Origin of the sequence: Flavobacterium album, from assembly GCF_003096035.1 — a bacterium.
In the GTDB taxonomy this organism is placed as follows: Bacteria; Bacteroidota; Bacteroidia; order Flavobacteriales; family Flavobacteriaceae; genus Flavobacterium; species Flavobacterium album.
This window is the reverse complement of record NZ_CP029186.1, coordinates 1,440,565-1,464,509: the sequence shown is the minus strand read 5'-3', so window position 1 is coordinate 1,464,509 and position 23,945 is coordinate 1,440,565. Positions and strand designations below refer to the sequence as shown.

The window sequence follows — 23,945 nt, the reverse complement described above, 5'->3', positions numbered from 1 at the left end:
TGTGCGGGGTGATGTTTACTTTTGTAGCATTAACCGGATGACGGCTTTATCATTTATTAAAACAACAAATTAAAATACGACTTAAACATGGCAAATATCACTGCTGCTGACGTAAATAAATTAAGAACAATTACAGGTGCCGGTATGATGGACTGTAAAAAAGCCCTTGTTGAGGCTGAAGGCGATTTTGACAAAGCTATCGAAGTGCTTCGTAAAAAAGGACAGAAAGTAGCTGCAAACAGGGCTGACAGGGAATCTTCTGAAGGTGCTGTTATCGCTGTTGTTAATGCTGACAAAACCGAAGGTGTGGTTATCTCCCTTAACTGTGAGACTGACTTCGTTGCCAAAAACGATACTTTCGTGAAAATGGCTAACGATTTCGCTGCCCTTGCATTGGAAAGCGCTTCTCTTGAAGACCTTCTTGCAAAAGACTATAACGGCATTACTGTTGCTGAGAAACTTACTGAGCAGACAGGTGTTATTGGTGAGAAAATAGAAATCGGTGCTTTTGAAAAACTACAAGGCGCTTTTGTTGGCTCATACATCCACGCTGGTAACAGGATCGCTACACTTGTATCACTTTCTGCAAACGTTGAAGGCGGCGAAGAAGCTGCACGCAACGTGGCTATGCAGGCTGCCGCTATGGCGCCACTTGCCCTTAACGAAGAAGGCGTTGACGCTGCTACCGTTGAGAAAGAGATCGAGATCGCAAAAGACCTGCTTCGCCAGGAAGGCAAGCCGGAGGCTATGCTTGACAATATCGCAAAAGGTAAATTGGGCCGTTTCTTCAAAGACAACACCCTTATCAACCAGGACTACATCAAAGACAGTAAACTTAGCGTAAGCGAGTACATCAAGTCTGTTGATGCTGGCCTTACTGTTACAGGTTTCAAAAGGGTTGCACTTGCATAAGTAAACCACTTTTATCATATTAAAAACCCCGCTCCTGAAAAGTTGCGGGGTTTTTCTTTACAAACAAACATATATAGCAAACAGTTTAAACCAACGCACTCTCAAAAGCTTTTTTTATTTCGTCAATTACCACTTCACCTTTTACGATATTCAGGCCGCGGCCGAGGTCGGGGTATTTTTCGCAAGCAGCTTCCCAGCCAAGGTTGGCCAGTTTCAGCACATAAGGCAGCGTCACGTTGGTCAGCGCCAGCGTAGAGGTATAAGGCACTGCACCCGGCATATTAGCAACGCAGTAATGCACAATATCATCAATTATAAAAGTCGGATCTTCATGGGTGGTGGGACGTGTAGTCTCGAAGCATCCGCCCTGGTCGACCGCCACATCTACCAGCACCGTGCCGGGGCGCATTTCCTTCAGCATATCGCGGGTGATGAGATTGGGCGCTTTTGCTCCCGGTATCAGTACCGCCCCGATGATAAGGTCGTGGTTCTTTATGTGCCTTTTGATATTGAAAACACTTGAGAATTCGGTCACCACGTGGTTCGGCATGATGTCGTTCACATACCGCAGGCGCTTCATATTGATATCGAGTATAGTGACATGCGCTCCCAGCCCTGCCGCCATTTTTGCAGCCTGCACACCTACTACCCCTGCACCCAGTACGAGCACTTTACCGGGAGGCACACCGGGAACGCCACCCAGGAGCACTCCCCTGCCTTTTATGGGCTTCTCAAGGTATTTCGCACCCTGCTGTATCGCCATGCGGCCTGCCACTTCGCTCATGGGCGTAAGCAATGGCAGGAAACCATCCTCATCGCTCACGGTTTCGTAGGCAATGCATACCGCCTTGCTCGCGATCATGGCTCGTGTAAGCGCTTCGCTCGACGCAAAATGAAAATAGGTAAATACCACCTGCCCTTTCTTGATAAGCGGGTATTCATAAGGAGTCGGCTCCTTTACCTTAACGATCATTTCAGCAAGGGCATATACAGCCTCAATAGTGGGGAGAAGGACGGCACCGGCATCCCGGTAATCTTCATCAGAAAAGCCGCTGCCAACACCTGCTTCTTCCTGCACAAAAACTTCATGCCCGTAATTTACCAGTTCGAAAGCTCCTGCCGGGGTAAGCCCGACACGGTTCTCATTGTTTTTAATTTCAGCTGGAACCCCTATTTTCATGGTTAATAAATTTAATATTTTTACCAAATATAATAATATACCCTTTTAAATTTAGGGGTGTATCTAAATATTTTTATATTATTTATTCGAACACCCTAAAATACATCATTAATTTTAAGCAAAAATTTTTGCTATATTTGATCTCATGGACAGGCAAGAATTTTTTATACAGCTTTGGAGACGTTATTTCAGGCCTGCGCTTGTCATAATGATATCATTGTTTATCATATACCTTCTATACCAAACTGCTAAAAATATTACTACGTTCGTTGGGATGATAAGCGACATTGTTTTATTAATGGCTGCATTGGTCACAGTTTATATACTGAAAACTTTCCTGGAAAAGCAATGGAACAAAGTTTATGCACGACTTTCGGACAGGACACAGGAGAATATCAATATCCTATCAAAGGTTGCTGTACTTATAGGCGATTGCATTTTAGGAATAATTATTTTTCAGCTTTGGCAAAGAAATTGGCTTTATGCGTCCGCGCTCATGGTAATTGTCCTCATCGGGATAATAAGGGAAGCGAAGAAGGACTTCAAAAACAAAAAGCGATTATAAATACGCAATGAAGGAAGGTTTGTTTACCCTGCTTTTAGCTTTTTCTTTAGCCTCATGCAAAAAAGAAAAAAGCACAGACACAATAGCAACTCCACCTGCGATTACTGCTGTACCAACACAACCTATATCACGGCCCGTAAACGACTATGACGGCGATGGTATTGCAGATGAAGCCGAAGTAATCCTTGTAAAAGAAGGTGAAGGCAATCCTGTAGAGGACGACACACCATCGGAATATGCCATAGCTTTCAACAACAAAAAATTTGCACAACTTCCTATTGGATGCTGTGAAGCAACAATCATACCGGAAGGCGACCTCGATGGGGATGGCGCTGCGGAGCTATCCGTTTTCCAGTCGCCCATGAACGGTTGCGTACATACTATGACAACCTATACTTTTCGCAACGGAAAATGGCAAAAGCTTTTCAGGCCTTTTCTTGTCCCTACAGGGTGCGATGAAATTTCAAAAGAAGAATTGGAGAAGCTGGTTTATAAAGAAAACGGCAAAGTCTATATTATGGAAACCGATGTGAATGATGAGGACTTTAAAAAGAATCCTATAGACGTGAAGCTATAGAAGGCTCATGAGCATAGTACTATACTATTAATACCGGGACAAGCCTTACACAAAACCTTTTAAATGATACTATTTTAGTATATTTGAAACTACCAATATTACAGTATGTTCGAAACCCGAAGACACCTTATTTATACCATCCTTGCCGGGATTTTTATTACCAATGCCGTTGTGGCAGAACTCATTGGCCCAAAGCTCATCTATGTAGGCTCAGCGCTGATGAGCGTGGGGATATTACCGTGGCCGGTAGTGTTTATTACAACCGACCTCATCAACGAATATTTTGGCGAAAAAGGCGTAAAGCGGCTCTCCCTTATTACAGCAGGGCTTATCGCTTATGTATTTGTGCTGCTTTTGATTGCCATTAAGATTCCGGCGGCAACAGGCAATAATTTTGTAACCGACAGCCAGTTTACTGCTATATTCGGGCAGGGGATGCTCATCATTGTGGGCAGCATCACAGCATTCCTGGTTTCGCAGCTTATAGACGTTACGCTGTTTCACTTCGTAAAGAAAAAGACCGGGCACAAAATGCTGTGGCTGCGCAGTACGGGATCGACAGTTATCTCGCAGTTCTTCGACAGCTTCATCGTGCTGGGCATCGCTTTTTACCTGCCAGGCAAAATGAACACCGAGCAATTCATAGCTTCCGGCCTTACCGGTTATTTTGTAAAACTGCTTATTGCTATAGGCCTTACCCCGGTGATCTACCTTGCGCATGCCATGATCGATAAATTTCTTGCTAAAGACACAATGAACGAATATGAGCGATAAAACAAGATGCAGGTGGTGCGTGGGCGATGCGCTTTACGAAAAATACCACGACGAAGAATGGGGCCGGCCTGTTTATTACGACCACAAGCTGTTCGAGTTCCTGTTGCTGGAAACCTTCCAGGCGGGACTAAGCTGGATTACTATCTTGCGCAAGCGCGAGAACTTTCGTCGTGCGTTTGATGATTTCGATTATAAGAAAATCGCCAGTTACAGCCAGGAAAAAAGTGACGAATTATTGCAGGATACCGGCATTATCCGCAACAGGCTAAAGGTAGCCGCTGCCATATCCAACGCGCAGGCCTTTATGAAGATACAGGAAGAATTCGGGAGCTTCTCCAACTACTATTGGAAGTTTACCGATGGCAAGCCTATAGACAATAAATTCACGTCCATGGGGCAGATACCAGCCACCACTCCCCTTTCTGACGCAATAAGCAAGGACATGAAAAAACGCGGGTTTAAATTTGTGGGCTCTACCGTTATCTATGCCAACATGCAGGCCACCGGAATGGTAAACGACCATATTATGGAGTGCTGGACAAGGGGATAGATTTTTAGATATTAGACTGTTGGATTTTTAGATAGCCGTACTCTTTGCTTCTAAAAAATTCGCTACTCCCGCAAGAGTAAGCGCATCCATACTTCCCCTCCTTTGGAGAGGTGGCTGAAAGCCGGGGTGGTTCTTTCTAGTATTTTAAACACCCCACCCTTCGGGCATCCCTCTAAAAGAGGGGAAGCCACTGTTGCTGCAAAACTTAAAACGAACCCCCCGTCGTTCAGCGAGTTCATATCGTCTTGTAGTCTACTATCTAATAGTCCAAAAATCGTAGTTACGCCAATCTCTTAAAACAACCTGTGTCCTTTTTTATCAATGTAGAACCAGTCGCCATTCTGCTTTACCAGAGCTACGCCGTCGCTAAAGCCGTACAGGTCTTCATACACTTCGGGAAACAATACGTTCCCTTTTAAATCTAAAAATTGTCCTTTGCCTTCATTTATAACGCCAAGGATGCCTTCACCGACCTGTATCTCGTTGTAAACCGGTGGAATGACTACTTTACCTTTTTTATCGATACAGCCTAACTTATTTCCTATTTTAACGCGTCCAAGGCCATCATAAAAACTATAAACATTACTGTATTGTATCGGAATAACCATCTTTCCTGTCTTATCGATAAAACCATACTTGTCATTTAGGCTTACCGCCGCCAGCCCGTCCTTAAAATGAGGGTAACCATCATACAATAATGGAATAACCTCTTCTCCTTTGCGGTTGATAAAACCGTGTTTATCATCCAGTTCGACCATTGCCAAACCATCGTTGAAAAAAAACACATAGTTGTATTTGGGGTGGATCACAATATTTCCCTGCCTGTCCATACAGCCGCTTTTTCCGCCTATTGTTATAGATGCCAGCCCGTCATTGAACGAAGAGATGCCCTCACACTCATGGCGGACAGGTTTCCTGTTATTCATCTTATCAACGATAAACCAGTGCCCGTTTTCTTTTATTGTTGTTACATCTTCCATAAAATCACTGGCCCTGTCGCATGTTACAGGTATGATCTCAATGCCTTTTTCATCAATAAAACCCCATTTCCCATTCAGCTTTACCAAAGCCCTGCCATTTTGGAAATCAATCGCAAAGTCATATTTTAATGGCGCTATTTCTTTGCCTGTAACATCGACAAATCCGTACTTTTCATTTTTTTTGACCATCGCAAGTCCGTTGCTGAAATCATGTGCATCCTCATATTGGCACGGTATTACATTCTTCCCTTTTTTGTCTATGAAGCCATATTTTTTAGCCGTTACCACCATTGCAAATCCATCTTTGAAAGGATAAAAATGATCGTAGGCTGATCGGTCGCTGCTGCTTTGTTCCCTGTCCGGATTCTGAACAATCTCCACATTTTCTTTAGTCGTGTTACTATGTCCGCAACCTGAGAAGACGGCTGATAACAGCAGTGTTATTATTATTTTATTGGTAAACATATTAGGTTTTTTCTTTCAATTATTCAGCGCTAAGTTAAATATAAAATCAATGTATAAACACCCACATATTTAAACAAAACCCCCGCCGGTCAGCGAGGATTTTTAGTAATAATATTGTTAACTTCAATAATTACAGCATTAAACTGCATATAATTTTCTATTATTTCCAAGTTATTTTAAAATGGATACTAGATTTCTTTATCAATTAATTCCCATCTTTTATTAGTTTGCAATCCGGCAGGCTTTAGAGTCTTGTCTCTTCTTAAAGTTGTGGCTGCCCATCTCACATCGTATTGCCATGTAAAAAATAAGTTTCCTGATTTTCTCAGTTTTTGCTCATAATGATCCCATATGTATTGACAAACTTCAATTATATTTGCAGCCCCACCATAATACTTCAAAGCCTCTATCAGAATAGGTTTTAAATCTTTTTTAGTCATATTCTATATTGTTTCCACAAATTTAAACAAAAAACCCTCGTCATAAAGCGAGGGTCATATTGTATTGTAGTCTAAAATCTAATAGTCCAAAGATCTTAGTAACGGTAGTACTCCGGCTTGTATGGCCCTTGTACCTCCACACCAATGTAAGCAGCCTGGTCTTCACGAAGTGTTTCAAGCTCCACGCCCAGTTTGGCAAGGTGAAGCGATGCTACTTTTTCGTCAAGGTGTTTCGGCAGCATGTATACTTTGTTCTCGTATTTGTCGCTGTTTGCCCAAAGCTCCAGCTGTGCAAGCGTCTGGTTCGTGAACGAGTTGCTCATTACAAAGCTGGGGTGGCCTGTAGCGCATCCAAGGTTTACAAGGCGGCCTTCGGCAAGGATGATGATGTCTTTACCGTTGATGGTATATTTATCAACCTGCGGCTTGATCTCGATCTTACTTGCACCGTGGGTTTTGTTAAGCCATGCCATATCGATCTCGTTATCAAAGTGGCCGATGTTACAAACAACGGTCTTATCTTTCATTTTTTCGAAGTGGCTTCCCACAACGATGTCTTTGTTTCCGGTAGTAGTGATGATGATATCGGCAGTAGCGATAACGGTATCCAGCCTTTTCACCTCATAACCGTCCATAGCAGCCTGAAGCGCACATATCGGGTCGATTTCGGTAACCGTAACGATAGAGCCTGCACCACGGAAAGAAGCGGCAGTACCTTTACCCACGTCGCCATAACCGCATACGATCACGCGCTTACCTGCAAGCATAAGGTCGGTAGCACGGCGGATAGCATCCACGGCGCTCTCTTTACAGCCGTATTTATTATCAAATTTCGATTTTGTAACCGAGTCATTTACGTTGATAGCCGGCATAACAAGCGTGCCGTTTTTCATCCTTTCGTAAAGGCGGTGCACACCTGTAGTAGTCTCCTCGCTAAGGCCTTTGATGCCTGCCGCAAGTTCAGGGAAACGGTCGAATACCATGTTGGTAAGGTCGCCACCGTCATCAAGGATCATATTAAGCGGCTCGCGGTTTTCGCCAAACCAAAGGGTCTGCTCGATACACCAGTCAAATTCCTCCTCGTTCATACCTTTCCATGCATATACAGAGATACCGGCAGCAGCAATAGCAGCGGCGGCATGATCCTGTGTAGAGAAAATATTGCATGAGCTCCAGGTAACCTCAGCGCCAAGGGCAACAAGGGTTTCTATAAGCACTGCTGTCTGGATGGTCATGTGGAGGCATCCTGCAATACGCGCGCCTTTAAGGGGCTGAGAAGCGCCATATTCTGCACGAAGCGCCATTAATCCCGGCATTTCAGCCTCAGCCAGGCTGATTTCTTTCCTTCCCCATTCCGCCAGCGAAATGTCTTTAACTTTATAAGCTACATAAGGTAATGTCGTAGTACTCATGAATATCGTATATTTGTATTAGCAAAAAATTTTTGCAAATTTAGTGAATTGGTTTTTAATCAGGCACTTTAAAAATTAAATTATAAGGGATGCCGATACATTTCGACGCCCTTTTGCTTATTAATAACTGCCATGCCTTTATACAGATCTGTCACCATAGCCCCGGGTACACAATTGCTTATCTGGAAAATAACCGAAACCCTTGAGGAACTTGCCGAAGGCGTTCTGCTGAACGACAGGTGCACCGTCAAGATGGATAAAATGAAATCCGAACAGCATCGCAAAGCGCTTTTGAGCGTGCGCAGGCTGATCCAGGAAATGGGCTATACTGATTTCGACCTGTATTACGGCCCCGACGGCAAGCCCCACCTGAAAGACGGTACCCATATTTCCATAACGCATTCCTATGCTTTTTCGGCGGTTATCATAGGCAGCAGTAATACCGGCATCGACATTGAGCTGCAACGGGAAAAGGTGATTACCATTGCAGACAAGTTCATCGAGCCGGAATTCTCCTTCCTCGACCCGCTGCACCTGGAAGAGTATATGCGGAAGCTCATCGTGATATGGTGCGTAAAAGAGGCGGTTTACAAAATGATATCCCGGAAACAGCTCAGCTTTAAGCAGCATATCAATGTGCATGCTTTCGACATGAAAGACGGCACCGGCAAGGCCGGGGTACATTTTGCGGAGATTGACGATGTATATTCTTTTTGCTTCGAAGAGATCGAAGGCTTCACGCTGGCGTATTGCCTCGATAATAACGGCAATGGGTAATGGGCGAATTTTACGATCTTCTTTTCGGGCAGTACAAAGATTACAGCACACTGCACATAACGCTTGAGTTTATCGCCATAGTCTTTGGTATACTTAGTGTTATCTTTTCGGCAAGAAATCATGTATTGGTATATCCCACAGGCCTCATCAGCACTATTATATATGTGTATCTTCTTTTTCAATGGAATTTATATGGCGAAACGATAATCAATGCCTATTACTTCTATATGAGCATTTATGGATGGATATTGTGGAGCAGGAAAGACAGCCAGCACCACGACTTGCTCCAAATCACTACAATGACGAAAGATGATAAGATTAAATCTTTGATAATTTTTACCGCTTCTGTTGCATTTATTTCAGTAGTATATATTTATTTTGATAAATTTACTGCCCAATGGGCTTATATTGATACATTTATCACAGGCCTGTTCTTTGTTGGGATGTGGCTTATGGCAAGGCGCAAGATCGAGAACTGGCTTTTCCTGATCGCCGGCGACATTATTGCGGTGCCATTATTTTTTATCAAGGGCTATACCCTCACCAGTATTTTAAATATATTTTTAACAGTAATCGCCGTCATTGGCTACCTGTCATGGAAGAAAACATTACAAAGCAAAAAGCAAATACAATAGCTATTACCCTTTACAGCAACACCGCCACCGATAGTAAAACTATGTCCGAAGCGCTGCACGACTTCATCGACCCGGATGGCAATGATGCGCGTGAATTTGTTTTCCGTACCGGATCCTTCGCAGACGGGCTGGCAAACCCTGCACCTGATACGGAACTGTATATCCTTGCCGGTAACGAAGGTGATGCCGATATGGACAAACTGGTACAGCTGCTGGAAAAGAAAGGTAATGAGCATATTGTAGTAACCGGAGAAGGTGAAGCGCTCCTTGATAATTCCAAAAAATCACTTGCAGCGCTCGAAAAAACCCTTGACCTGGGCTTTACCGTAAGCGATTTTGTACAGATGAACCGTTTGGGTATCCCTATCGAAAAGGTGCGTAAACACCTTATCACCTTCCGGAACGGGATAGGTAAGATAGTGCTAAAAAGGCCTGCTACATTGAACGACGGCATCGTTGACCTTTATGCGTCTAAAGCCGATGAGCTTGCCGCTTATTTTGACACTAAAAAAGATAGCCTGAAACTGATGAAATTTGTCCCGGCTTCGGGGGCAGCCAGCCGCATGTTTAAATTTGTGTGCGAGTTCCTGGCCGACTTCGATGCGGAGAAAGAGACCATTAATGCTTACATCAACCGCCGTAAGGACGAAGCGCTCAAGGTGTTCTTTGTGGGTATCGATAAGTTCCCTTTCTTCAATGACATACTGAAGGTTACCAAAGAAAATCCGGAATATGCAAGCCTGCCGAAAGACCTGCGCTATTTCAATTTTGTAAAGACCATGCTTACCCATGAAGCTTTCGACTATGTGAATAAGCCAAAAGGAATACTGCCCTTTCACCAGTACGAAGGCTTTGCGGCCACGCCTGTATATGAACATTTGAAGGAAAGCGCTGCCTATGCTACCTCCAATGGTGTTGCGGATGTGCATTTTACCATATCCGAAGAGCACCTTGATGGTTTTTTAGACACCATTGAAGATGCCAGGAAAAGAGTGGAAGCAGAATATAGCATCTCCATCAACTACAGTTTCTCGTATCAGCACAAGCAGACCGATACCATATCGGTAGACATGAACAACATGCCTTTCCGCAATGAGGACAATTCGCTCCTCTTCAGGCCGGGCGGGCACGGGGCGCTCATCCAAAACCTGAACGAACTGGATGCCGACATTGTTTTTGTGAAGAATATCGACAATGTGAGCCATAACAATATCGAAGTGATTGGCCGTTACAAAAAAGCGCTTGCCGGGCAGCTGATACAACTGCAGGAACAGGTATTCGAGTGCCTGAAAAAAATTGAGCAGGGCAACGTAACCGAACAGGAGCTTAAGAACATGTTCGCATACGCAATGGCGAAACTGTCCATCGACATACCGCGGGAGATCATGAAATTTACGAAGGAACACCAGCTTGAATTTGCTAAAAAAATATTCAACAGGCCGATACGCATCTGCGGCATGGTACGTAACGAAGGCGAGCCGGGCGGAGGGCCTTTCTGGGTAAAAGACGACAGCGGAAGCCTTTCGCTGCAGATCGTGGAAAGCTCACAGATCGACCTTGAAAACCCGGAACAGGCAGCGATACTTGCCGCATCGAGCCACTTTAATCCGGTAGACCTTGTGTGCGGGCTCAAGAACTACAAGGGAGAGAAATTCGACCTTGAGGAATTCATCGACCCTTCTACAGGCTTTATCGTTTATAAGAACAAAATGGGCAAAGACCTTAAGGGCTATGAGCTTCCGGGGCTTTGGAATGGCGCTATGGCAGGATGGATCACTGTGTTCACCGAAGTGCCTATCGAAACCTTCAACCCCGTAAAAACCGTTAATGATTTGCTGAAACCGGCGCACCAGCCAGTGTAATTTCAGATTTTAGATTGTAGATTTCAGATTTAGAAGTGGAATTATGTGTAAAAAAACGAGATTTAGTTTAACCTGGAATGAGTGTAGCTCAATCTGAACTGAAATCTAAAATCTGAAATAAATATGGACAAAGATAAAATAATACAAGAACTCACCTTTAAGGCCGTGCGCAGCAGTGGCGCCGGGGGGCAGAACGTGAATAAAGTCGCCTCCAAGGTAGTGCTGAGCTTTGACCTGGCTAATTCGCAGTCGCTTACCGATGAAGAGAAAGCGCTTGCCGAAATGCGCCTTGCATCACGACTTACAAACGAGAAAGTAGTAGTCCTGCAATGCGACGAAGACCGCAGCCAGTTCCGTAATAAAGACATTGTAATAAAGCGCTTTTTCGAAATGATGGATAACGCGCTTAAGGAAGTAAAGCCCAGAAAGCCTACGAAAATACCACGTGCGGTCATCAAGAAGCGCATCGAAAATAAGAGGCGGCAATCGGAAATAAAGCAATCGCGGAGGAGGCCAAATTTTTAGACTGTTAGATATTAGATTTTTAGACCACCAGACTGCCTGTCTGGATAAGCTCTGTCCAAAAATCTAAAAATCCGGCGATCTAATAATCTTTTTCCTTACATTTGCCCCGTCTCAAAGGGGTGCCCTAAATAATCGGGCTGAGATCATACCCAAAGAACCTGGGCGGGTAATGCCGCCAAGGGAAAAGGCAAGACTATTGCGGAGTGCACGCTGCGGTATATTGCCAAAAACAATTTTTAATTTATAACCAAAGAATAATTGCCCCTTTTATTCGTAAAATATTTTACGGATGAAAACTTTATTCCAAAAAACAGGTACTGAGGTACTGAGGCACTTAGGTGCTAAAGGCTTCTGCCGAAAAACACTATTTATTGCAATACCCGCATTTGCTTCGTTGAATGCCTTTGCGCAGCAGCCTGCCGTGCAGGACTCTGTTAAACCACAGGATTACAAGCTCGACGAAGTACTGGTACAGGCCGTACGTGCCGGAAGCAAAACACCGGTAACCTTCAGCAATGTTTCCAAAGAAGAGCTTGCCCCGCGCAACCTCGGGCAGGACATCCCGGCATTGCTCAACTACCTCCCTTCTGTTGTTACCACCTCCGATGCCGGTAACGGGATAGGCTATAGCGGTATCCGTGTGCGTGGCGCCGATGCTACCAGGGTAAACGTTACCATCAACGGTATCCCATACAATGATGCCGAATCGCAGGGGACATTCTGGGTAAACATGCCCGATTTCGCTTCTTCGGCAGAGAACATACAGCTACAGCGTGGCGTCGGAACATCTACCAACGGTGCAGGTGCTTTTGGCGCAAGCCTTAACGTACTGACAGATGCCTTCAAACACGATTCCAGTGGTGAGATATCCAACTCGTATGGCAGCTTCAATTCGCGCAAGCATACTGTTAAGTTCAGTACAGGGCTTATGAACAACCGTTTTGAATTAGCCGGGCGTTTGTCGAACATCGCATCCGACGGGTATATCGACCGTGCGTCGTCGGACCTTAAATCGTACTTTTTACAGGGAACCTACGTCGGCAATACCACATTGATAAAGGCATTGGTCTTTGGCGGAAACGAAAAAACCTACCAGGCCTGGAATGGTATTGATGCTGCGACATTGGCACAGGACAGGCAGTTCAACTATTCGGGTATGTATACCGATGCTGACGGCAATACCCGTTTTTATGACAATGAAACCGACAACTACCAGCAGGACCATTACCAGCTGCACTGGAACGAACGCCTCAGCGATGTGTGGAGTACCAACCTGGCGTTTCATTACACCAAAGGGAAAGGCTACTATGAAAACTATAATGACAACGCCACTTTTGCCGATTATGGCCTGCAGCCTGTAAATGTGAATGGCGTAACTATTACCGAGGAAGACCTTATAACCCGCAAATGGCTGGACAACAATTTTTACGGTACTACTTTTTCGGCCAACTATAAAGGCAGCGCGCTCGATGTGGTTTTTGGCGGGGCGTACAACAAGTATGAAGGTGACCATTACGGCCAGGTGATATGGTCGAGGTATTCGCAAAACACACAGCCGGGCGACCATTACTATAACGACTATGCCGCTAAAACCGACTTCAATGCCTATGCAAAAGCCAATTACAGCATTTCGCAGAAGCTGAACCTTTTTGGAGACCTGCAATACCGCACGGTAAACTATAAGGCACAGGGCATTCTTGCCGCCCCGGTGGACGACACCTTTAATTTCTTTAATCCGAAGGCAGGGCTTACTTATACCGTAAACACAAAAAACACCCTTTATTTTTCGTATGCCCGCGGCAACAAGGAACCAAGGCGCGATGACTATGAAAATGGCAGCACCAAGTCGGAAAGCCTTAATGATTTTGAATTAGGATGGCGCTTTAAAACCGGAAATACCAGCGTGAATATAAACACGTATTACATGCGCTACAAAGACCAGCTGGTGCTTACAGGTGCGCTGAATGGCGTGGGGGCTCCCGTATATGCCAACAGTGGCGACAGCTACAGGATGGGACTTGAGGCCGATGCCACGATTGCGCTGACCGACAGGTTTACCCTAAGGCCAAACATTGCTGTAAGCGACAATAAAAACATCGACTTTTTTAATGAGACAGATAGCGGAGTGCAAAACCTGGGCAAAACGGAAATTGCTTTTTCGCCGAATGTTATCGGTGCCTGCCAGCTGATTTATCACCATAAAGGTTTCCAGACCATGCTGGCTACAAAATATGTGGGCGAGCAGTTCATGGATAACATGGAGTCGGATAATGCAAAACTGAAAGCGTATACCACCACCGATTTCAACATCAGCTACGAATTTAAGCCGAAAGCGATATTTAAATCGATCGTACTAAACGGCCTTGTGAATAATATTTTCGATGCGAAATATGTATCCAATGGCTATATGTATGGCGACCCTTACTATTACCCGCAGGCAGGCACTAATTTCCTTGTGGGGGCTACGTTGAAGTTTTAACACGCAACTAAAGAACTTACTACTATTAAGGCAGGGGCTAACGCTCCTGCTTTTTTTGTTTCACTAACACTCTCAAAAGTCCTCACCCCCAACCCCTCTCCCAAGGAGAGGGGGCGGCTACACTCGGGTATCTTACTCTTATATTAAAATACCGGGCATCATATTAAAAGCAAAAAGCTCCCTTGCGGGAGCCTCAGCAAAAAACTAAATTGGTTGGTTTTATTGGTTATTTGGCGTATACTTATTCTTTGACTTTCGCCGAAGCCTTGATTATTTCATAGGCTTTTAAAGCAGCTTCTTCGGTGTAAACCTTGTTAGCATCCATGGTGCTTGAATTACCATCGGAAAGGCTGAAAAACGCACCACCTTTGGTCTGCAATGCATGGAAAAAGTGCGATTCCGGGTTGTATTTAAAGCCGTTTGCTTCAGGCTTCATGGTATAGGTGTACACAAAACCTGTCGGCTCGTCTTTCGGCAGCTTTATATCAACGTATTGGGTTGTGCGTCCTACGGTCAGGTCCTTATTGCCTTTGATAAGCTCTTCCATCGTGCTTACCGCCTGTGCGTATACAGAGATCACATACTCATCGTTTATCTTTACATCAACACCGCCGTTGCCATTTTTTTCTAATACGGCACCTTTAGGTAGCTTTACAGTAATTGGCGTTAGCGATGAAGTGCCGCTCAGGTCGGTCTCAACCCAGTCTGCTTCGTTTACAACATAAACAGGAGTCTTTGCTGCCTCTGCTGCAGGAGCTTCAGCTTCGGTCCCGGCTACTGTATTATCAGCTACCTCTTTGTCTTTGCAGGACTGTAGCGCTAATGACAGCATCAGTGCCATGATAATCATTTTTTTCATTCTAATTGGTTTGGTTGAATTAATAATTTAGTAAGATGATATTTCGTATTATGCCTGTGCCGGTTTTTTTCCGTTGCGCATTACAAAGGCAAAGAAAGTGGCAAGAACCGCAGGGATCGTAACGATCGTAGACAATGTGCGTAAGCTCGCCGGCCCGTATTCGCTGCTATTACCCGGTGAAAGGAATATGGCAATCAAACCTGCAACTATGGCTGTACCCAATAGTATTGTGGCAATCTTGTGGCCCGGCTTGAATAAGAACACCCCTGCCACAAGGCTTACAAGTGCTAGTACCGCCATCAGGATCCCAATAAAAGTAAATGTCCCTGCAGAAGGCAGATCGAGCATTTTTTCTAAGTCGGCAATCTGGTCATTCATCTCGTCTGCCTCTACCCCGGACAATTGTTTAACTTGTTCCTTCATGCTGTCGAGCTCCGCATGGGCCTGCTCTAATACCTCCGGTGAGGACTGCATTTCTTTGGCTTCTTTAAAATTCCTTACCACGCCCAGTGAGCCCATTCCTAATGCAGCCAGTACTGCGATAATCCCTAAAATTCTCATTAAAATTCTCATAATTTTTGTTTTGTAATTGGTTAATAAATTTTTTGTTTCTTGCTTAACGGGGACAAATGTAGGACACAGAAAAGCATCATTTTTAGCAAATGAATATTCGTTCAGGATGCCCGAATATTTGAAACAGTAAAGTGAAAATTTGTAAAATAAGAGAAGGGATTTTAAGACGGCCAGATTGATGGATTTATGCCAGACGTTGCAGTGCAACGCCTCTACAGCGGTTGTTCATCATAAATCGTCTCAAGTTTGAATCGGTATAGATTCATTACAGCATAATGCCCGAATTATAGTATTACATTAAAACCGTACGGTATTTCGTTTCGTCTTCTGCAAATTCTTTTATGATACGGTTACGTTCGGCAAGTAGGTTCCGCATATACTTTTCAAGGAAAAGCGCGTCGGCTATCCGGCCAAAAATCCCATAGGGGCTTTGGTAGTCGAATATGTCGGTCATAAGGGTAGCATCATTTTCTTCGGTAAAAATGTGCTCATGACGGAATCCCCTGAAAGCGCCTTTTCTCATTTCGTCGACAAAATAACGGGGCGGGTCGAAGGCCGTTATTTCTGAGGTGAGCTCCTGCCAGATACCGAAATGCTTTGCCCGCCAGGTAACGCTTTCGCCCATGCCTATAAGCCCGGATGTTGTGCCGGCAATAGCTTCTTCCCCGGTATGCGAGGTGGAAATCTTATGCAGGTCGATACTTCGAGAAAGGTCGAAAACTACCCCAGAAGGTGCATTAATAAGTGTTTTGAGTACGATGCGCGGCATTTAGTTGTATACCCTTAAGGTATTCTGGCCTACCACCTGTACCCTGTAGGGCTTCAGCGGGTACTGCACCGGGGTAGTGGCAAGTCCGGTAAAAAGGCTGTAAGTTACGTTATCACATCCGCACACCACATTGACACCATTTATAGTAAGCGCAGAGCAGGAACCAAGGGCCTGGTTGGGGCAGCTTGCCTCGAAAGCCGTATAGCCGCTGCCGGTATTCATCACTATAATGCCATTGATGCCTATGCCGGCCTGAGAGATGCGCACCGGATTTGCGGTGAACTGCAGCGGGCTGTACAGCGGCAGGTTCATGTCGATGTCTATAGAAAAGTTATAGTTAGGCAGGTATTTGTTATTGTTGTTGTAATTGTCCTTATCGCACCCTGAGAGAAAAGCAACGGCAACCAGCAATAAAATATATTTTTTCATAGCGTAAAATTTTGTCGTGAGAATTATGAAACAAAGTTAATTTAATTAACTTTGGTGAATGCTATCGCACAATTAAAAATTGAATTAACATAAAAATACTATCTTTGTAAAAAGAATCCCGTCCTGATGGGATTTTTTCTATTTATATAAACGATGAAGTTATGAGTACAGTATCTTACTACACAGCAGAGGGACTAAAAAAATTGAGGGACGAGCTGGACCAGCTTAAAAGCATAGAACGCCCAAAAGCCAGCCAGGCCATAGCCGAGGCAAGGGATAAAGGCGACCTTTCTGAAAATGCCGAATATGATGCCGCTAAAGAAGCACAGGGCCTTCTTGAACTTAAGATAGCCAAGATGGAAGAATTGGTATCCAATGCCCGCCTTATAGACGAATCGCAGCTAGACCTGTCTAAGGCGCTGGTGCTTTCTACCGTAAAAATAAAGAACCAGGCTAATGGCATGGAAATGAAATATACCCTTGTTGCCGAAAGCGAAGCCGACCTGAAAACAGGGAAAATATCGGTAACATCGCCTATCGGAAGGGGACTTCTTGGCAAATCTGTAGGCGAGACCGCAGAGATACAGGTGCCTAACGGTACACTGAAATTTGACGTGCTTGAAATATCGAGAGACTAATTAATTCATCATTGCCATGAGCTCTATATTCACCAAAATAATAAACGGCGAGATTCCGGCTTATAAAATAACAGAGGACGACAACTACCTCGCTTTCCTGGATGTGAACCCCAATGCAAAAGGCCACACACTCTGTATTCCCAAACAGGAGATCGATAAACTGTTCGACATGGAGGAAGAGCACTACCTGGGCCTGATGCAGTTTTCCCGAAAAGTAGCGAAGGCGCTGGAGAAAACCGTGCCCTGCAAGCGCATAGGTATGGCTGTGATAGGTCTTGAAGTCCCGCATGCACATGTGCACCTTATACCTCTGAGTGAAATGGATGAAATTCGTTTTTCCAATAAGGTAAAAATGGAAAAAGAAGAATTTGAGGAGCTGGCAAAAGCGATTGCCTCAAACCTTTAAAATACAGCCGGAATAATTTCCGGCTTTTTTATATCTTAAAGTGGCGTTAAAATGGCGCAGTCTTGCAGTTTTGTTTTGAATTTCGAAACAGAAAGTCCTATTATTGCACAACAAACAATTAACACTTACAATTTATGAAAAAAGTATTAGGCTTAAGCCTTGCTTTGGCATTTTTTGCCTCATGTTCTGATGATGATGGACCTGTAGACATGGGCAAACTTACAAGAAAATGGTACCAGGTTTCCACAGAGGCAAATGGTGAAACAGAGCCTTATGACGAAAACGAAGTTTGCGGAAAGGATTATATTGAATTCATCTCCGGCGGCACGTTCAAATCGGTTGATGTTTATGACTGTGACGGAACAATGCCATTAATGGATACAAGCACAGATACTTACACAACAAGCGGACATACAATCACCGTTGGCAGTGGTTCAAACACAGGCTCTGTTACTGTTGAGAAGCTTAATTCAAACGAACTTAAAATATCCTATCAGGATGATTGGGATGGAGATGGAGATGAAGAAAAGGTAATAGAAACCTACACCAGCACACCATAAATTTTAAAACGGGGCCAGATGGCCGCGTTTTTATTATAATATCCTTAACGCCTGTCCGTCATAATATTTCATATCATTGTATAGTAACATAACACAAAATTGTATGAAAAAATTATTCGGATTGGCTATGGCAGTACTCTGCCTGTCCGGCTGCTCTAATGATGACGGCCCTTCTGAGCCGGCGGTTAACTTAGACCACCTGCAGCAAAGATGGTTTTATGTATCGTATAAGCTGGGTAACCAAACGGTAGATTATACGGGCAACCTGCCCTGCGGTAAAGATTATATCCAGTTCCTTGCCGGCAATGCCGTTAAGGATGTTGACTATTATGATTGCCAGGAAGACCCGGATGTAGACGAGGGCACCTATACCGCTACTACAGAAATGCTCACTACTACAATTGATGGTGTAACGAATACCTATACCCTTAAAAAACTAACAAATAAAGACCTGGAAATGGAGGCCACATTAAACGGGGCAACTGTAACCTACATTTATACCAGTACACCATAACCAGGCGGGGCAACTGCCCCGCTTGTTATAATCTTTCTAATGCAATTGCCAAATTCTAAAAATTAAAATTTATTTTTTAAATTTTAAACATTTTTTATACAAAAAATTAAGAAATATTAATCAGTCGGTGAATTTTAGTATTTTTGCAGTAAACTATTAACACTACTAAAAACATGAAAAATTTACTAAGCCTGTTTCTTACGGTTATGCTTTTTGCATCCTGTGAGCCGGAAGGTTCATCAAAACAAAGCAAGCTATATGCACGATGGTACAATGTAGCAACAATTCAAAACAGTGTAACCACCCCTTACGAGCATAAGCCTTGCGCGAAAGATTACCTCGACTTCAATTCAAGTGATGTTGTGAGGAGTTATAAGGTTATTGAATGTGATGGCTCCCAGGTAAACGCTGTCAACAAAAAATCGGGAGTCTACACAAAAGAGGGAAGAGTTGTAACCATTAAATTAGACGGCGAGCCTGACTGGGTAGTTAACGTAGAATCCATAAAAGATTCGATCTTAACGATTTCTGAAACGGTAAACGGTAAGGAAGTAATTCATACCTACACAAGCGTTCCCTAAGCGGAATATAAATCCTGTAAAAAAATAAATCCCATGTCGTTTTCGGCATGGGATTTATTTATACCCTCTTGTAACTGGCCTGCATGGTGGTTCCCTTCCCTACTTCGGAATTGAGGACTTTTATCTTGCCCTTGTGGTATTCTTCCACAATGCGCTTGGTTAGCGAAAGCCCGAGTCCCCACCCCCTCTTTTTGGTGGTAAAGCCCGGCTCGAACACTTTGCTGAACTGGGATTTCGGTATGCCTTTCCCCGTATCGCTTACTTTTACCTTTACAAATTTTTCGCGCTCATCCACAACAATGTCCAACCTGCCTTTCCCTTTCATGGCATCTATGGCATTTTTCACCAGGTTTTCTATGGTCCAGCTGTGCAGCTCGGGGTTAAGCATCACCATTACAGGATGGTTGGGCGAACGGAAATTGAACTCCACCTGGCTCGATGCCCTGGCCCTGAGGTAATCGAACGCGTTTTCGGTCTCGGCTACGATATCCCTTTCTTCAAGCAATGGCTCCGATCCAATTTTAGAAAAGCGCTCTGCAATGGTCTGCAGGCGGTTCACGTCTTTTTCTATTTCTTCGATCGTTGTCTCATCCACATTATCGGCCTTCATGATCTCGATCCACCCCAGGAGCGACGACAGCGGCGTACCTATCTGGTGGGCGGTTTCTTTGGCCATACCGGCCCAAAGGCGGTTTTGCGAGCTCATTTTGGTAGCACGGTAAAAGTTATATACCACTGCACCGAAAAGCACAATAATAAGCACCAGCGCTATTGGGTAATATTTTAGCTGGTTGAGCAGGGTAGAATTGCCGTAATAGATATACTGCATACTATCGAATGCGCCACGCATTGCTATAGGGGTGTTCTCTTCTTTTATTTTTTCGAACATCTTTCGCAATGCTGTCGTGTCACGGGCTATCTCTTCCGGCAGGTTCCTGTTGGCTACAATAACATCTTTGCCTTCATTTTTTTGCACAAGGAGGATCGGGATGGTATTGTTGCTTTCTATAATGGTCTGTGGCAGGGTAACATCGGTATTCTCATCAGCCCGGTTTACAGCTTCCTGCGATTGTACCCATAATTTCATTTTGTTGCGTTCCTCATCCTTAAAGGTCTGGAACATAAAATAGGTATTCCAAACAATGAGCACCACAATAAGAAAAGAAGCTATAATAATGAACCATCGGGTTACAGCCCTTTTATCGGTAATTTGCATAAATTTAAATTTGAGGCTTAAAGATACTAAAAGTTAGTTAGCCGGACGGTTGGCAGTATAACGCAATTTAACTGTTGATATTTTATGGCTTTTCCTTAAGTTAAAAATATCGGGCATTGGCGCAAACGATTATCTTTGTAAAAACAATAACCGGTAATGTTCAGTATCGACCCAAAAGAAATGCCCACTGCTAAATTTCAGGGCTATTTGCAGGGCGCCGTCGGCCCAAGGCCTATCGCTTTTGCAAGCACATTAGACAAGGACGGCGTGCCTAACCTATCGCCATTCAGCTTTTTTAATGCGTTCAGTTCCAATCCCCCGATATTGGTGTTCTCGCCGGCGCGGAGGGTTCGCGACAATACTGTAAAGCACACGCTCATCAATGCCGAACTGAACCGCGAGGTGGTTATTAACGTCGTAAATTACGACATCGTACAGCAGGCATCATTATCGAGTACCGAATATGCCGATGGGGTAAACGAATTCGAGAAAGCAGGCCTTACCATGTTGCCATCGGACATTGTAAAGCCTTTCAGGGTAAAAGAGTCGCCCGTACAGTTTGAATGTAAGGTACTGAACATCGTAAACCTTGGCACCGAAGGCGGGGCCGGCAACCTGATCATCTGCGAAGTGGTGAAAATGCACATTAACGAAGACATTATGACGCCCGATAAAGGCGGTATCGACCAGGACAAGATCGACCTTGTGGCGCGTATGGGAGGAAACTGGTACAGCCGTGCCAATGCAGGGCTTTTTGAAGTGGAAAAGCCACTCACCACACTGGGAATAGGTGTCGACTCCATTCCGGCCTTCATAAAAGAGAGCGGGATATTTGACGGAAATGACCTTGGCAAATTAGGCAATGTAGAAACGTTGCCCACTGACGAAGAAGTTGCTATATTTGTAAAAGGCAGCTTTGAAACCAAAGCCGTACTGAGCGCTGACGATGAGGAAAAAAAGCTCAGGATGGCAAAGGAACTGCTTGATAATAACGAGGTAACACAGGCATGGAAAGTGCTGCTGGCAAAGAAAGATTTTTAATTATTTACTAACGATAGCTGCCCATAGCGGCAGAAAATAACAGACAAATTATGGAAGTTTCAGGAAGGATCAAGATGATTGACGAGACCAAAGCCTTTGGCGCTAACGGTTTCAGGAAAAGGGAAATGGTGGTTACTACAGATGAGCAGTACCCCCAGCATATAATGATAGAGTTCACGCAGGACAAATGCGACCTGCTGAACAACTACAGGGCAGGAGAGCCTGTAAAAGTTTCCATAAACCTGAGGGGCCGCGAGTGGGTGAACCCACAGGGAGAGACAAAATACTTCAACTCGATCCAGGGATGGAGGATAGAAAAGCTGCAGCCTGAAGCACCGCAGGGAGGAGCACCATCGTACCAGCAGGCACCGCCGCCACAGGCACACGATTCTTTCCAGCCGGCAAGCAACTATAAAGAAGAAGAACACGACGACCTTCCTTTTTAAATTCCAAAAGGCAAATACCAAATACCATGAGGCATGCTTATACTTTAGCTATAATGCATGTCTCTTTTTTTTATAACAAGAACCTATGTCATTTCTTATAGAGTTTAAATAATTCTAAAAATTTATCAAATATCTCTGTATCCTTTGGTATAATTTTTTCTACTTCAATTATTGAATTTGTCTCTCCTTGCATAAATTTATTTGGATTAGAAGTAAATTCACAATAGCTAATAAGTTTTTCGAAAAGTTCAGGCTTATCTTTATAATCATTAATTAATTTAAAAACAGCATATTGGTTTTCACGTTGACGTTTAATTGCTTCATAATACCTAAACTCTTCCATTGTTAGCCTATATTGCCTTAAAAAGAAAAAAGCTATAGTTTCAACAAATATTAAAGTTCCTATTCTGGGCAAATATTCTACGAATAACTTCGAATAAAAATTATCGTCATCAGGTTTAATAGTCGTGTGAATAGTCGCTGCTTGAAAATAAAAGAACAGTACTCCAGCAAAGGCTATAAGACATCCAATTAATAAATACGCATTTGTTCTATTATATATTTTATCAGATACTCTTTGGGCATTTATTAGATATGTATTCAAAATATGCAAGTCTTCGATTTCTGGATATGCAACAGAATCTATAATGATTTGATCATTATTATCTAGAGCAATATCATCATATGCCCCTTGATCTAACTCTTCATCGTTTTTAGAGTCTTTTGAAGTTTCTTGATTTTTTATTATTTTTAAACTTTGTTTTTTTTTATTTCTTATGTATTCAAAAGGAAATTCATCATAAATAAGCTTGAATAAAAATGGAAATAATAGAACTAAAATTGATGACAATATTTCTGTATAGAATTCAAGAAAAAAATTCTTTTCTTGAAAACCATAATTAAATCCATAAAACAATGGTCTTCCAGCAACTAAAAAACTTAAAAGTATCCAAACATAAATTTCTAATATTTTATTACTAGTTATTATCCAAAATAATCCACGGTATCTATAATCTTCACCTTCTGTTTCTTTTTCCATTTATAAAATTATTTACTAATATTATGTTAAATATAATAAATAAAATTAATTAAAATTAAAATATTACGGCTTACTTATTCAGCAGCACCCGCACATCAACGCGTATCGCGGCACATACCCACCTGCGTTCCCATGGAGCGGTTTCGGATGTTCGGGCTAATGTCTTGTACTTGTCATGGCCGTTGCAGAGGCAGTCGAAAAACAGGTCGTCTATCACGGCCGGGCCGGATTCTTTTACCAATCCTATAAACAACCTGGACTGGCTTTGAAGGTCGAGCCCCGCAATGTTTATAGTTACTTTGCCTTTTGCCTTATCATCCATAAGCAGGGCTTTTTTATCGTAGGCAATGCGTTGCCCCGGCTCCCCGTTTTGTTCTACGGTATAGATAAGGACACCAAAGGAGGATTGCTCGCCTGCCTTCCTTGTCCCTTCAAAAACCCCATTGAAATAAAACGACACCGATTCGAGTGAGCCCGCAGGAAGGTTCTCGACAAGTGTCAGGATCTCATCGGCATCCTTAAATGGTTCGGGAGAATAGCACGGCCCTGTGAGCTGCAGCGTTTTCATTTTGTGCTTCTTCCCGCTGGTCACTATCACCTCCTGCATCTGTATGGTGTCTTTTTCCATATCGATAAAATTTTGGGCAGTAGCAGAAACGCTCCAAAAAAACAGGATAAAAAGAAAATATTTCATAACCGGCATTCGTTTAGCAATTAAGAAGCGAAGGTAAAAAATCATTT

Annotated in this window: 28 protein-coding genes; 17 read left to right on the top strand and 11 right to left on the bottom strand. The window is 43.5% G+C overall.

Going from position 1 to position 23,945, the window contains the following annotated elements:
• The first annotated feature begins 87 nt into the window (after nt 1–87).
• Nucleotides 88–912 carry a translation elongation factor Ts gene (gene tsf, locus HYN59_RS06415; RefSeq protein ID WP_108777485.1) on the top strand — a complete coding sequence of 275 codons (825 nt, stop codon included), beginning with the start codon at nt 88–90 and terminating at the stop codon, nt 910–912.
• Nucleotides 913–997: 85 nt separating this feature from the next.
• Here the strand turns inward: tsf and ald are convergent, their stop codons facing one another.
• Nucleotides 998–2,092 carry an alanine dehydrogenase gene (gene ald / locus HYN59_RS06410; protein WP_108777484.1) on the bottom strand — a complete coding sequence of 365 codons (1,095 nt, stop codon included), beginning with the start codon at nt 2,090–2,092 and terminating at the stop codon, nt 998–1,000.
• A gap of 145 nt (nt 2,093–2,237) precedes the next feature.
• On the opposite strand from ald, the gene HYN59_RS06405 reads away from it, so the two are divergent.
• The 4 genes from HYN59_RS06405 (at nt 2,238) to HYN59_RS06390 (ending at nt 4,558) form a co-directional block, all read left to right on the top strand.
• The gene (locus tag HYN59_RS06405) at nt 2,238–2,657 is read left to right on the top strand and encodes a hypothetical protein (RefSeq protein WP_108777483.1); all 420 of its coding nucleotides are present in this window, start codon (nt 2,238–2,240) and stop codon (nt 2,655–2,657) included.
• A 7-nt stretch (nt 2,658–2,664) separates the two neighbouring features.
• Nucleotides 2,665–3,234, top strand: a complete 570-nt coding sequence (locus tag HYN59_RS06400) for a hypothetical protein (RefSeq protein WP_108777482.1) — start codon at nt 2,665–2,667, stop codon at nt 3,232–3,234.
• Nucleotides 3,235–3,339: 105 nt separating this feature from the next.
• Nucleotides 3,340–4,008, top strand: coding sequence for a queuosine precursor transporter (locus tag HYN59_RS06395; RefSeq protein WP_108777481.1), 669 nt, complete (start codon nt 3,340–3,342; stop codon nt 4,006–4,008).
• Nucleotides 3,998–4,558 (top strand): DNA-3-methyladenine glycosylase I, encoded by a 561-nt coding sequence (locus tag HYN59_RS06390; RefSeq protein ID WP_108777480.1) that lies wholly within the window; start codon nt 3,998–4,000, stop codon nt 4,556–4,558. Before HYN59_RS06395 ends, HYN59_RS06390 begins: the two co-directional genes overlap by 11 nt.
• A gap of 293 nt (nt 4,559–4,851) precedes the next feature.
• Here HYN59_RS06390 and HYN59_RS06385 read toward each other — a convergent pair whose 3' ends face one another.
• The 3 genes from HYN59_RS06385 to ahcY form a co-directional block, all read right to left on the bottom strand.
• On the bottom strand, nt 4,852–6,003 hold the full coding sequence (locus tag HYN59_RS06385; protein ID WP_108777479.1) for a WG repeat-containing protein: 1,152 nt from the start codon (nt 6,001–6,003) through the stop codon (nt 4,852–4,854).
• Nucleotides 6,004–6,191: 188 nt separating this feature from the next.
• Nucleotides 6,192–6,443, bottom strand: coding sequence for a hypothetical protein (locus HYN59_RS06380; protein WP_108777478.1), 252 nt, complete (start codon nt 6,441–6,443; stop codon nt 6,192–6,194).
• A 95-nt stretch (nt 6,444–6,538) separates the two neighbouring features.
• Nucleotides 6,539–7,855: an adenosylhomocysteinase gene (gene ahcY / locus HYN59_RS06375; protein ID WP_108777477.1), complete on the bottom strand. Its 1,317-nt coding sequence runs from the start codon at nt 7,853–7,855 to the stop codon at nt 6,539–6,541.
• A gap of 132 nt (nt 7,856–7,987) precedes the next feature.
• Here ahcY and HYN59_RS06370 point away from each other — a divergent pair, with 132 nt between their 5' ends.
• The 5 genes from HYN59_RS06370 to HYN59_RS06350 all read left to right on the top strand — a co-directional run bounded on the left by HYN59_RS06370 (nt 7,988) and on the right by HYN59_RS06350 (nt 14,133).
• On the top strand, nt 7,988–8,632 hold the full coding sequence (locus HYN59_RS06370; protein ID WP_108777476.1) for a 4'-phosphopantetheinyl transferase family protein: 645 nt from the start codon (nt 7,988–7,990) through the stop codon (nt 8,630–8,632).
• Complete coding sequence (gene pnuC, locus HYN59_RS06365) at nt 8,632–9,267, top strand: nicotinamide riboside transporter PnuC (RefSeq protein ID WP_108777475.1); 636 nt, start codon at nt 8,632–8,634, stop codon at nt 9,265–9,267. Before HYN59_RS06370 ends, pnuC begins: the two co-directional genes overlap by 1 nt.
• Nucleotides 9,228–11,129, top strand: a complete 1,902-nt coding sequence (locus HYN59_RS06360) for a DUF4301 family protein (protein WP_108777474.1) — start codon at nt 9,228–9,230, stop codon at nt 11,127–11,129. Before pnuC ends, HYN59_RS06360 begins: the two co-directional genes overlap by 40 nt.
• Before the next feature lie 123 nt (nt 11,130–11,252).
• Nucleotides 11,253–11,654 (top strand): alternative ribosome rescue aminoacyl-tRNA hydrolase ArfB, encoded by a 402-nt coding sequence (gene arfB / locus HYN59_RS06355; protein ID WP_108777473.1) that lies wholly within the window; start codon nt 11,253–11,255, stop codon nt 11,652–11,654.
• A gap of 289 nt (nt 11,655–11,943) precedes the next feature.
• Entirely contained in the window at nt 11,944–14,133 is a 2,190-nt protein-coding gene (locus tag HYN59_RS06350; protein ID WP_108777472.1) for a TonB-dependent receptor, read from the top strand.
• Between the two features lie 241 nt (nt 14,134–14,374).
• Here the strand turns inward: HYN59_RS06350 and HYN59_RS06345 are convergent, their stop codons facing one another.
• The 4 genes from HYN59_RS06345 to HYN59_RS06330 form a co-directional block, all read right to left on the bottom strand.
• Entirely contained in the window at nt 14,375–14,992 is a 618-nt protein-coding gene (locus tag HYN59_RS06345; RefSeq protein WP_108777471.1) for a hypothetical protein, read from the bottom strand.
• 48 nt (nt 14,993–15,040) lie between these two features.
• Nucleotides 15,041–15,565: a hypothetical protein gene (locus HYN59_RS06340; RefSeq protein WP_146185878.1), complete on the bottom strand. Its 525-nt coding sequence runs from the start codon at nt 15,563–15,565 to the stop codon at nt 15,041–15,043.
• 292 nt (nt 15,566–15,857) lie between these two features.
• Nucleotides 15,858–16,334, bottom strand: coding sequence for an SRPBCC family protein (locus HYN59_RS06335; RefSeq protein WP_108777469.1), 477 nt, complete (start codon nt 16,332–16,334; stop codon nt 15,858–15,860).
• Nucleotides 16,335–16,763, bottom strand: a complete 429-nt coding sequence (locus tag HYN59_RS06330) for a Rieske (2Fe-2S) protein (RefSeq protein WP_108777468.1) — start codon at nt 16,761–16,763, stop codon at nt 16,335–16,337.
• Between the two features lie 161 nt (nt 16,764–16,924).
• Between HYN59_RS06330 and greA the strand changes: the two genes are divergently transcribed.
• The 5 genes from greA (at nt 16,925) to HYN59_RS06305 (ending at nt 19,462) form a co-directional block, all read left to right on the top strand.
• Complete coding sequence (gene greA, locus HYN59_RS06325; protein ID WP_108777467.1) at nt 16,925–17,401, top strand: transcription elongation factor GreA; 477 nt, start codon at nt 16,925–16,927, stop codon at nt 17,399–17,401.
• Nucleotides 17,402–17,417: 16 nt separating this feature from the next.
• The gene (locus HYN59_RS06320; RefSeq protein WP_108777466.1) at nt 17,418–17,807 is read left to right on the top strand and encodes an HIT family protein; all 390 of its coding nucleotides are present in this window, start codon (nt 17,418–17,420) and stop codon (nt 17,805–17,807) included.
• A 134-nt stretch (nt 17,808–17,941) separates the two neighbouring features.
• The gene (locus HYN59_RS06315; protein ID WP_108777465.1) at nt 17,942–18,367 is read left to right on the top strand and encodes a lipocalin family protein; all 426 of its coding nucleotides are present in this window, start codon (nt 17,942–17,944) and stop codon (nt 18,365–18,367) included.
• Nucleotides 18,368–18,470: 103 nt separating this feature from the next.
• Entirely contained in the window at nt 18,471–18,881 is a 411-nt protein-coding gene (locus tag HYN59_RS06310) for a hypothetical protein (RefSeq protein WP_108777464.1), read from the top strand.
• Nucleotides 18,882–19,054: 173 nt separating this feature from the next.
• Complete coding sequence (locus HYN59_RS06305) at nt 19,055–19,462, top strand: lipocalin-like domain-containing protein (RefSeq protein ID WP_108777463.1); 408 nt, start codon at nt 19,055–19,057, stop codon at nt 19,460–19,462.
• A 58-nt stretch (nt 19,463–19,520) separates the two neighbouring features.
• Here HYN59_RS06305 and HYN59_RS06300 read toward each other — a convergent pair whose 3' ends face one another.
• Nucleotides 19,521–20,678: a sensor histidine kinase gene (locus HYN59_RS06300; protein ID WP_108777462.1), complete on the bottom strand. Its 1,158-nt coding sequence runs from the start codon at nt 20,676–20,678 to the stop codon at nt 19,521–19,523.
• 156 nt (nt 20,679–20,834) lie between these two features.
• On the opposite strand from HYN59_RS06300, the gene HYN59_RS06295 reads away from it, so the two are divergent.
• Nucleotides 20,835–21,719 (top strand): flavin reductase family protein, encoded by an 885-nt coding sequence (locus HYN59_RS06295; RefSeq protein ID WP_108777461.1) that lies wholly within the window; start codon nt 20,835–20,837, stop codon nt 21,717–21,719.
• Between the two features lie 50 nt (nt 21,720–21,769).
• Nucleotides 21,770–22,165, top strand: a complete 396-nt coding sequence (locus HYN59_RS06290; RefSeq protein WP_108777460.1) for a DUF3127 domain-containing protein — start codon at nt 21,770–21,772, stop codon at nt 22,163–22,165.
• An 88-nt stretch (nt 22,166–22,253) separates the two neighbouring features.
• Here the strand turns inward: HYN59_RS06290 and HYN59_RS06285 are convergent, their stop codons facing one another.
• Together HYN59_RS06285 and HYN59_RS06280 are read right to left on the bottom strand one after the other, a co-directional pair.
• On the bottom strand, nt 22,254–23,204 hold the full coding sequence (locus tag HYN59_RS06285; RefSeq protein WP_108777459.1) for a hypothetical protein: 951 nt from the start codon (nt 23,202–23,204) through the stop codon (nt 22,254–22,256).
• Between the two features lie 70 nt (nt 23,205–23,274).
• Entirely contained in the window at nt 23,275–23,898 is a 624-nt protein-coding gene (locus tag HYN59_RS06280; protein WP_146185877.1) for a hypothetical protein, read from the bottom strand.
• Nucleotides 23,899–23,945: the final 47 nt, after the last annotated feature.

Excerpts from the sequence above, each read along its gene's own strand:
- HYN59_RS06295 (WP_108777461.1), top strand. The coding sequence starts at position 20,835 with ATGTTCAGTATCGACCCAAAAGAAATGCCCACTGCTAAATTTCAGGGC.
- HYN59_RS06405 (WP_108777483.1), top strand. The coding sequence starts at position 2,238 with ATGGACAGGCAAGAATTTTTTATACAGCTTTGGAGACGTTATTTCAGG.
- HYN59_RS06315 (WP_108777465.1), top strand. The coding sequence starts at position 17,942 with ATGAAAAAAGTATTAGGCTTAAGCCTTGCTTTGGCATTTTTTGCCTCA.
- HYN59_RS06310 (WP_108777464.1), top strand. The coding sequence starts at position 18,471 with ATGAAAAAATTATTCGGATTGGCTATGGCAGTACTCTGCCTGTCCGGC.
- HYN59_RS06280 (WP_146185877.1), bottom strand. The coding sequence starts at position 23,898 with ATGAAATATTTTCTTTTTATCCTGTTTTTTTGGAGCGTTTCTGCTACT.
- HYN59_RS06320 (WP_108777466.1), top strand. The coding sequence starts at position 17,418 with ATGAGCTCTATATTCACCAAAATAATAAACGGCGAGATTCCGGCTTAT.
- ahcY (WP_108777477.1), bottom strand. The coding sequence starts at position 7,855 with ATGAGTACTACGACATTACCTTATGTAGCTTATAAAGTTAAAGACATT.
- HYN59_RS06300 (WP_108777462.1), bottom strand. The coding sequence starts at position 20,678 with ATGCAAATTACCGATAAAAGGGCTGTAACCCGATGGTTCATTATTATA.
- HYN59_RS06350 (WP_108777472.1), top strand. The coding sequence starts at position 11,944 with ATGAAAACTTTATTCCAAAAAACAGGTACTGAGGTACTGAGGCACTTA.
- HYN59_RS06330 (WP_108777468.1), bottom strand. The coding sequence starts at position 16,763 with ATGAAAAAATATATTTTATTGCTGGTTGCCGTTGCTTTTCTCTCAGGG.
- HYN59_RS06390 (WP_108777480.1), top strand. The coding sequence starts at position 3,998 with ATGAGCGATAAAACAAGATGCAGGTGGTGCGTGGGCGATGCGCTTTAC.
- HYN59_RS06385 (WP_108777479.1), bottom strand. The coding sequence starts at position 6,003 with ATGTTTACCAATAAAATAATAATAACACTGCTGTTATCAGCCGTCTTC.
- HYN59_RS06290 (WP_108777460.1), top strand. The coding sequence starts at position 21,770 with ATGGAAGTTTCAGGAAGGATCAAGATGATTGACGAGACCAAAGCCTTT.
- HYN59_RS06285 (WP_108777459.1), bottom strand. The coding sequence starts at position 23,204 with ATGGAAAAAGAAACAGAAGGTGAAGATTATAGATACCGTGGATTATTT.
- HYN59_RS06380 (WP_108777478.1), bottom strand. The coding sequence starts at position 6,443 with ATGACTAAAAAAGATTTAAAACCTATTCTGATAGAGGCTTTGAAGTAT.
- HYN59_RS06370 (WP_108777476.1), top strand. The coding sequence starts at position 7,988 with ATGCCTTTATACAGATCTGTCACCATAGCCCCGGGTACACAATTGCTT.
- HYN59_RS06340 (WP_146185878.1), bottom strand. The coding sequence starts at position 15,565 with ATGAGAATTTTAATGAGAATTTTAGGGATTATCGCAGTACTGGCTGCA.
- HYN59_RS06360 (WP_108777474.1), top strand. The coding sequence starts at position 9,228 with ATGGAAGAAAACATTACAAAGCAAAAAGCAAATACAATAGCTATTACC.
- HYN59_RS06395 (WP_108777481.1), top strand. The coding sequence starts at position 3,340 with ATGTTCGAAACCCGAAGACACCTTATTTATACCATCCTTGCCGGGATT.
- HYN59_RS06335 (WP_108777469.1), bottom strand. The coding sequence starts at position 16,334 with ATGCCGCGCATCGTACTCAAAACACTTATTAATGCACCTTCTGGGGTA.
- HYN59_RS06305 (WP_108777463.1), top strand. The coding sequence starts at position 19,055 with ATGAAAAATTTACTAAGCCTGTTTCTTACGGTTATGCTTTTTGCATCC.
- tsf (WP_108777485.1), top strand. The coding sequence starts at position 88 with ATGGCAAATATCACTGCTGCTGACGTAAATAAATTAAGAACAATTACA.
- arfB (WP_108777473.1), top strand. The coding sequence starts at position 11,253 with ATGGACAAAGATAAAATAATACAAGAACTCACCTTTAAGGCCGTGCGC.
- ald (WP_108777484.1), bottom strand. The coding sequence starts at position 2,092 with ATGAAAATAGGGGTTCCAGCTGAAATTAAAAACAATGAGAACCGTGTC.
- pnuC (WP_108777475.1), top strand. The coding sequence starts at position 8,632 with ATGGGCGAATTTTACGATCTTCTTTTCGGGCAGTACAAAGATTACAGC.
- HYN59_RS06345 (WP_108777471.1), bottom strand. The coding sequence starts at position 14,992 with ATGAAAAAAATGATTATCATGGCACTGATGCTGTCATTAGCGCTACAG.
- HYN59_RS06400 (WP_108777482.1), top strand. The coding sequence starts at position 2,665 with ATGAAGGAAGGTTTGTTTACCCTGCTTTTAGCTTTTTCTTTAGCCTCA.
- greA (WP_108777467.1), top strand. The coding sequence starts at position 16,925 with ATGAGTACAGTATCTTACTACACAGCAGAGGGACTAAAAAAATTGAGG.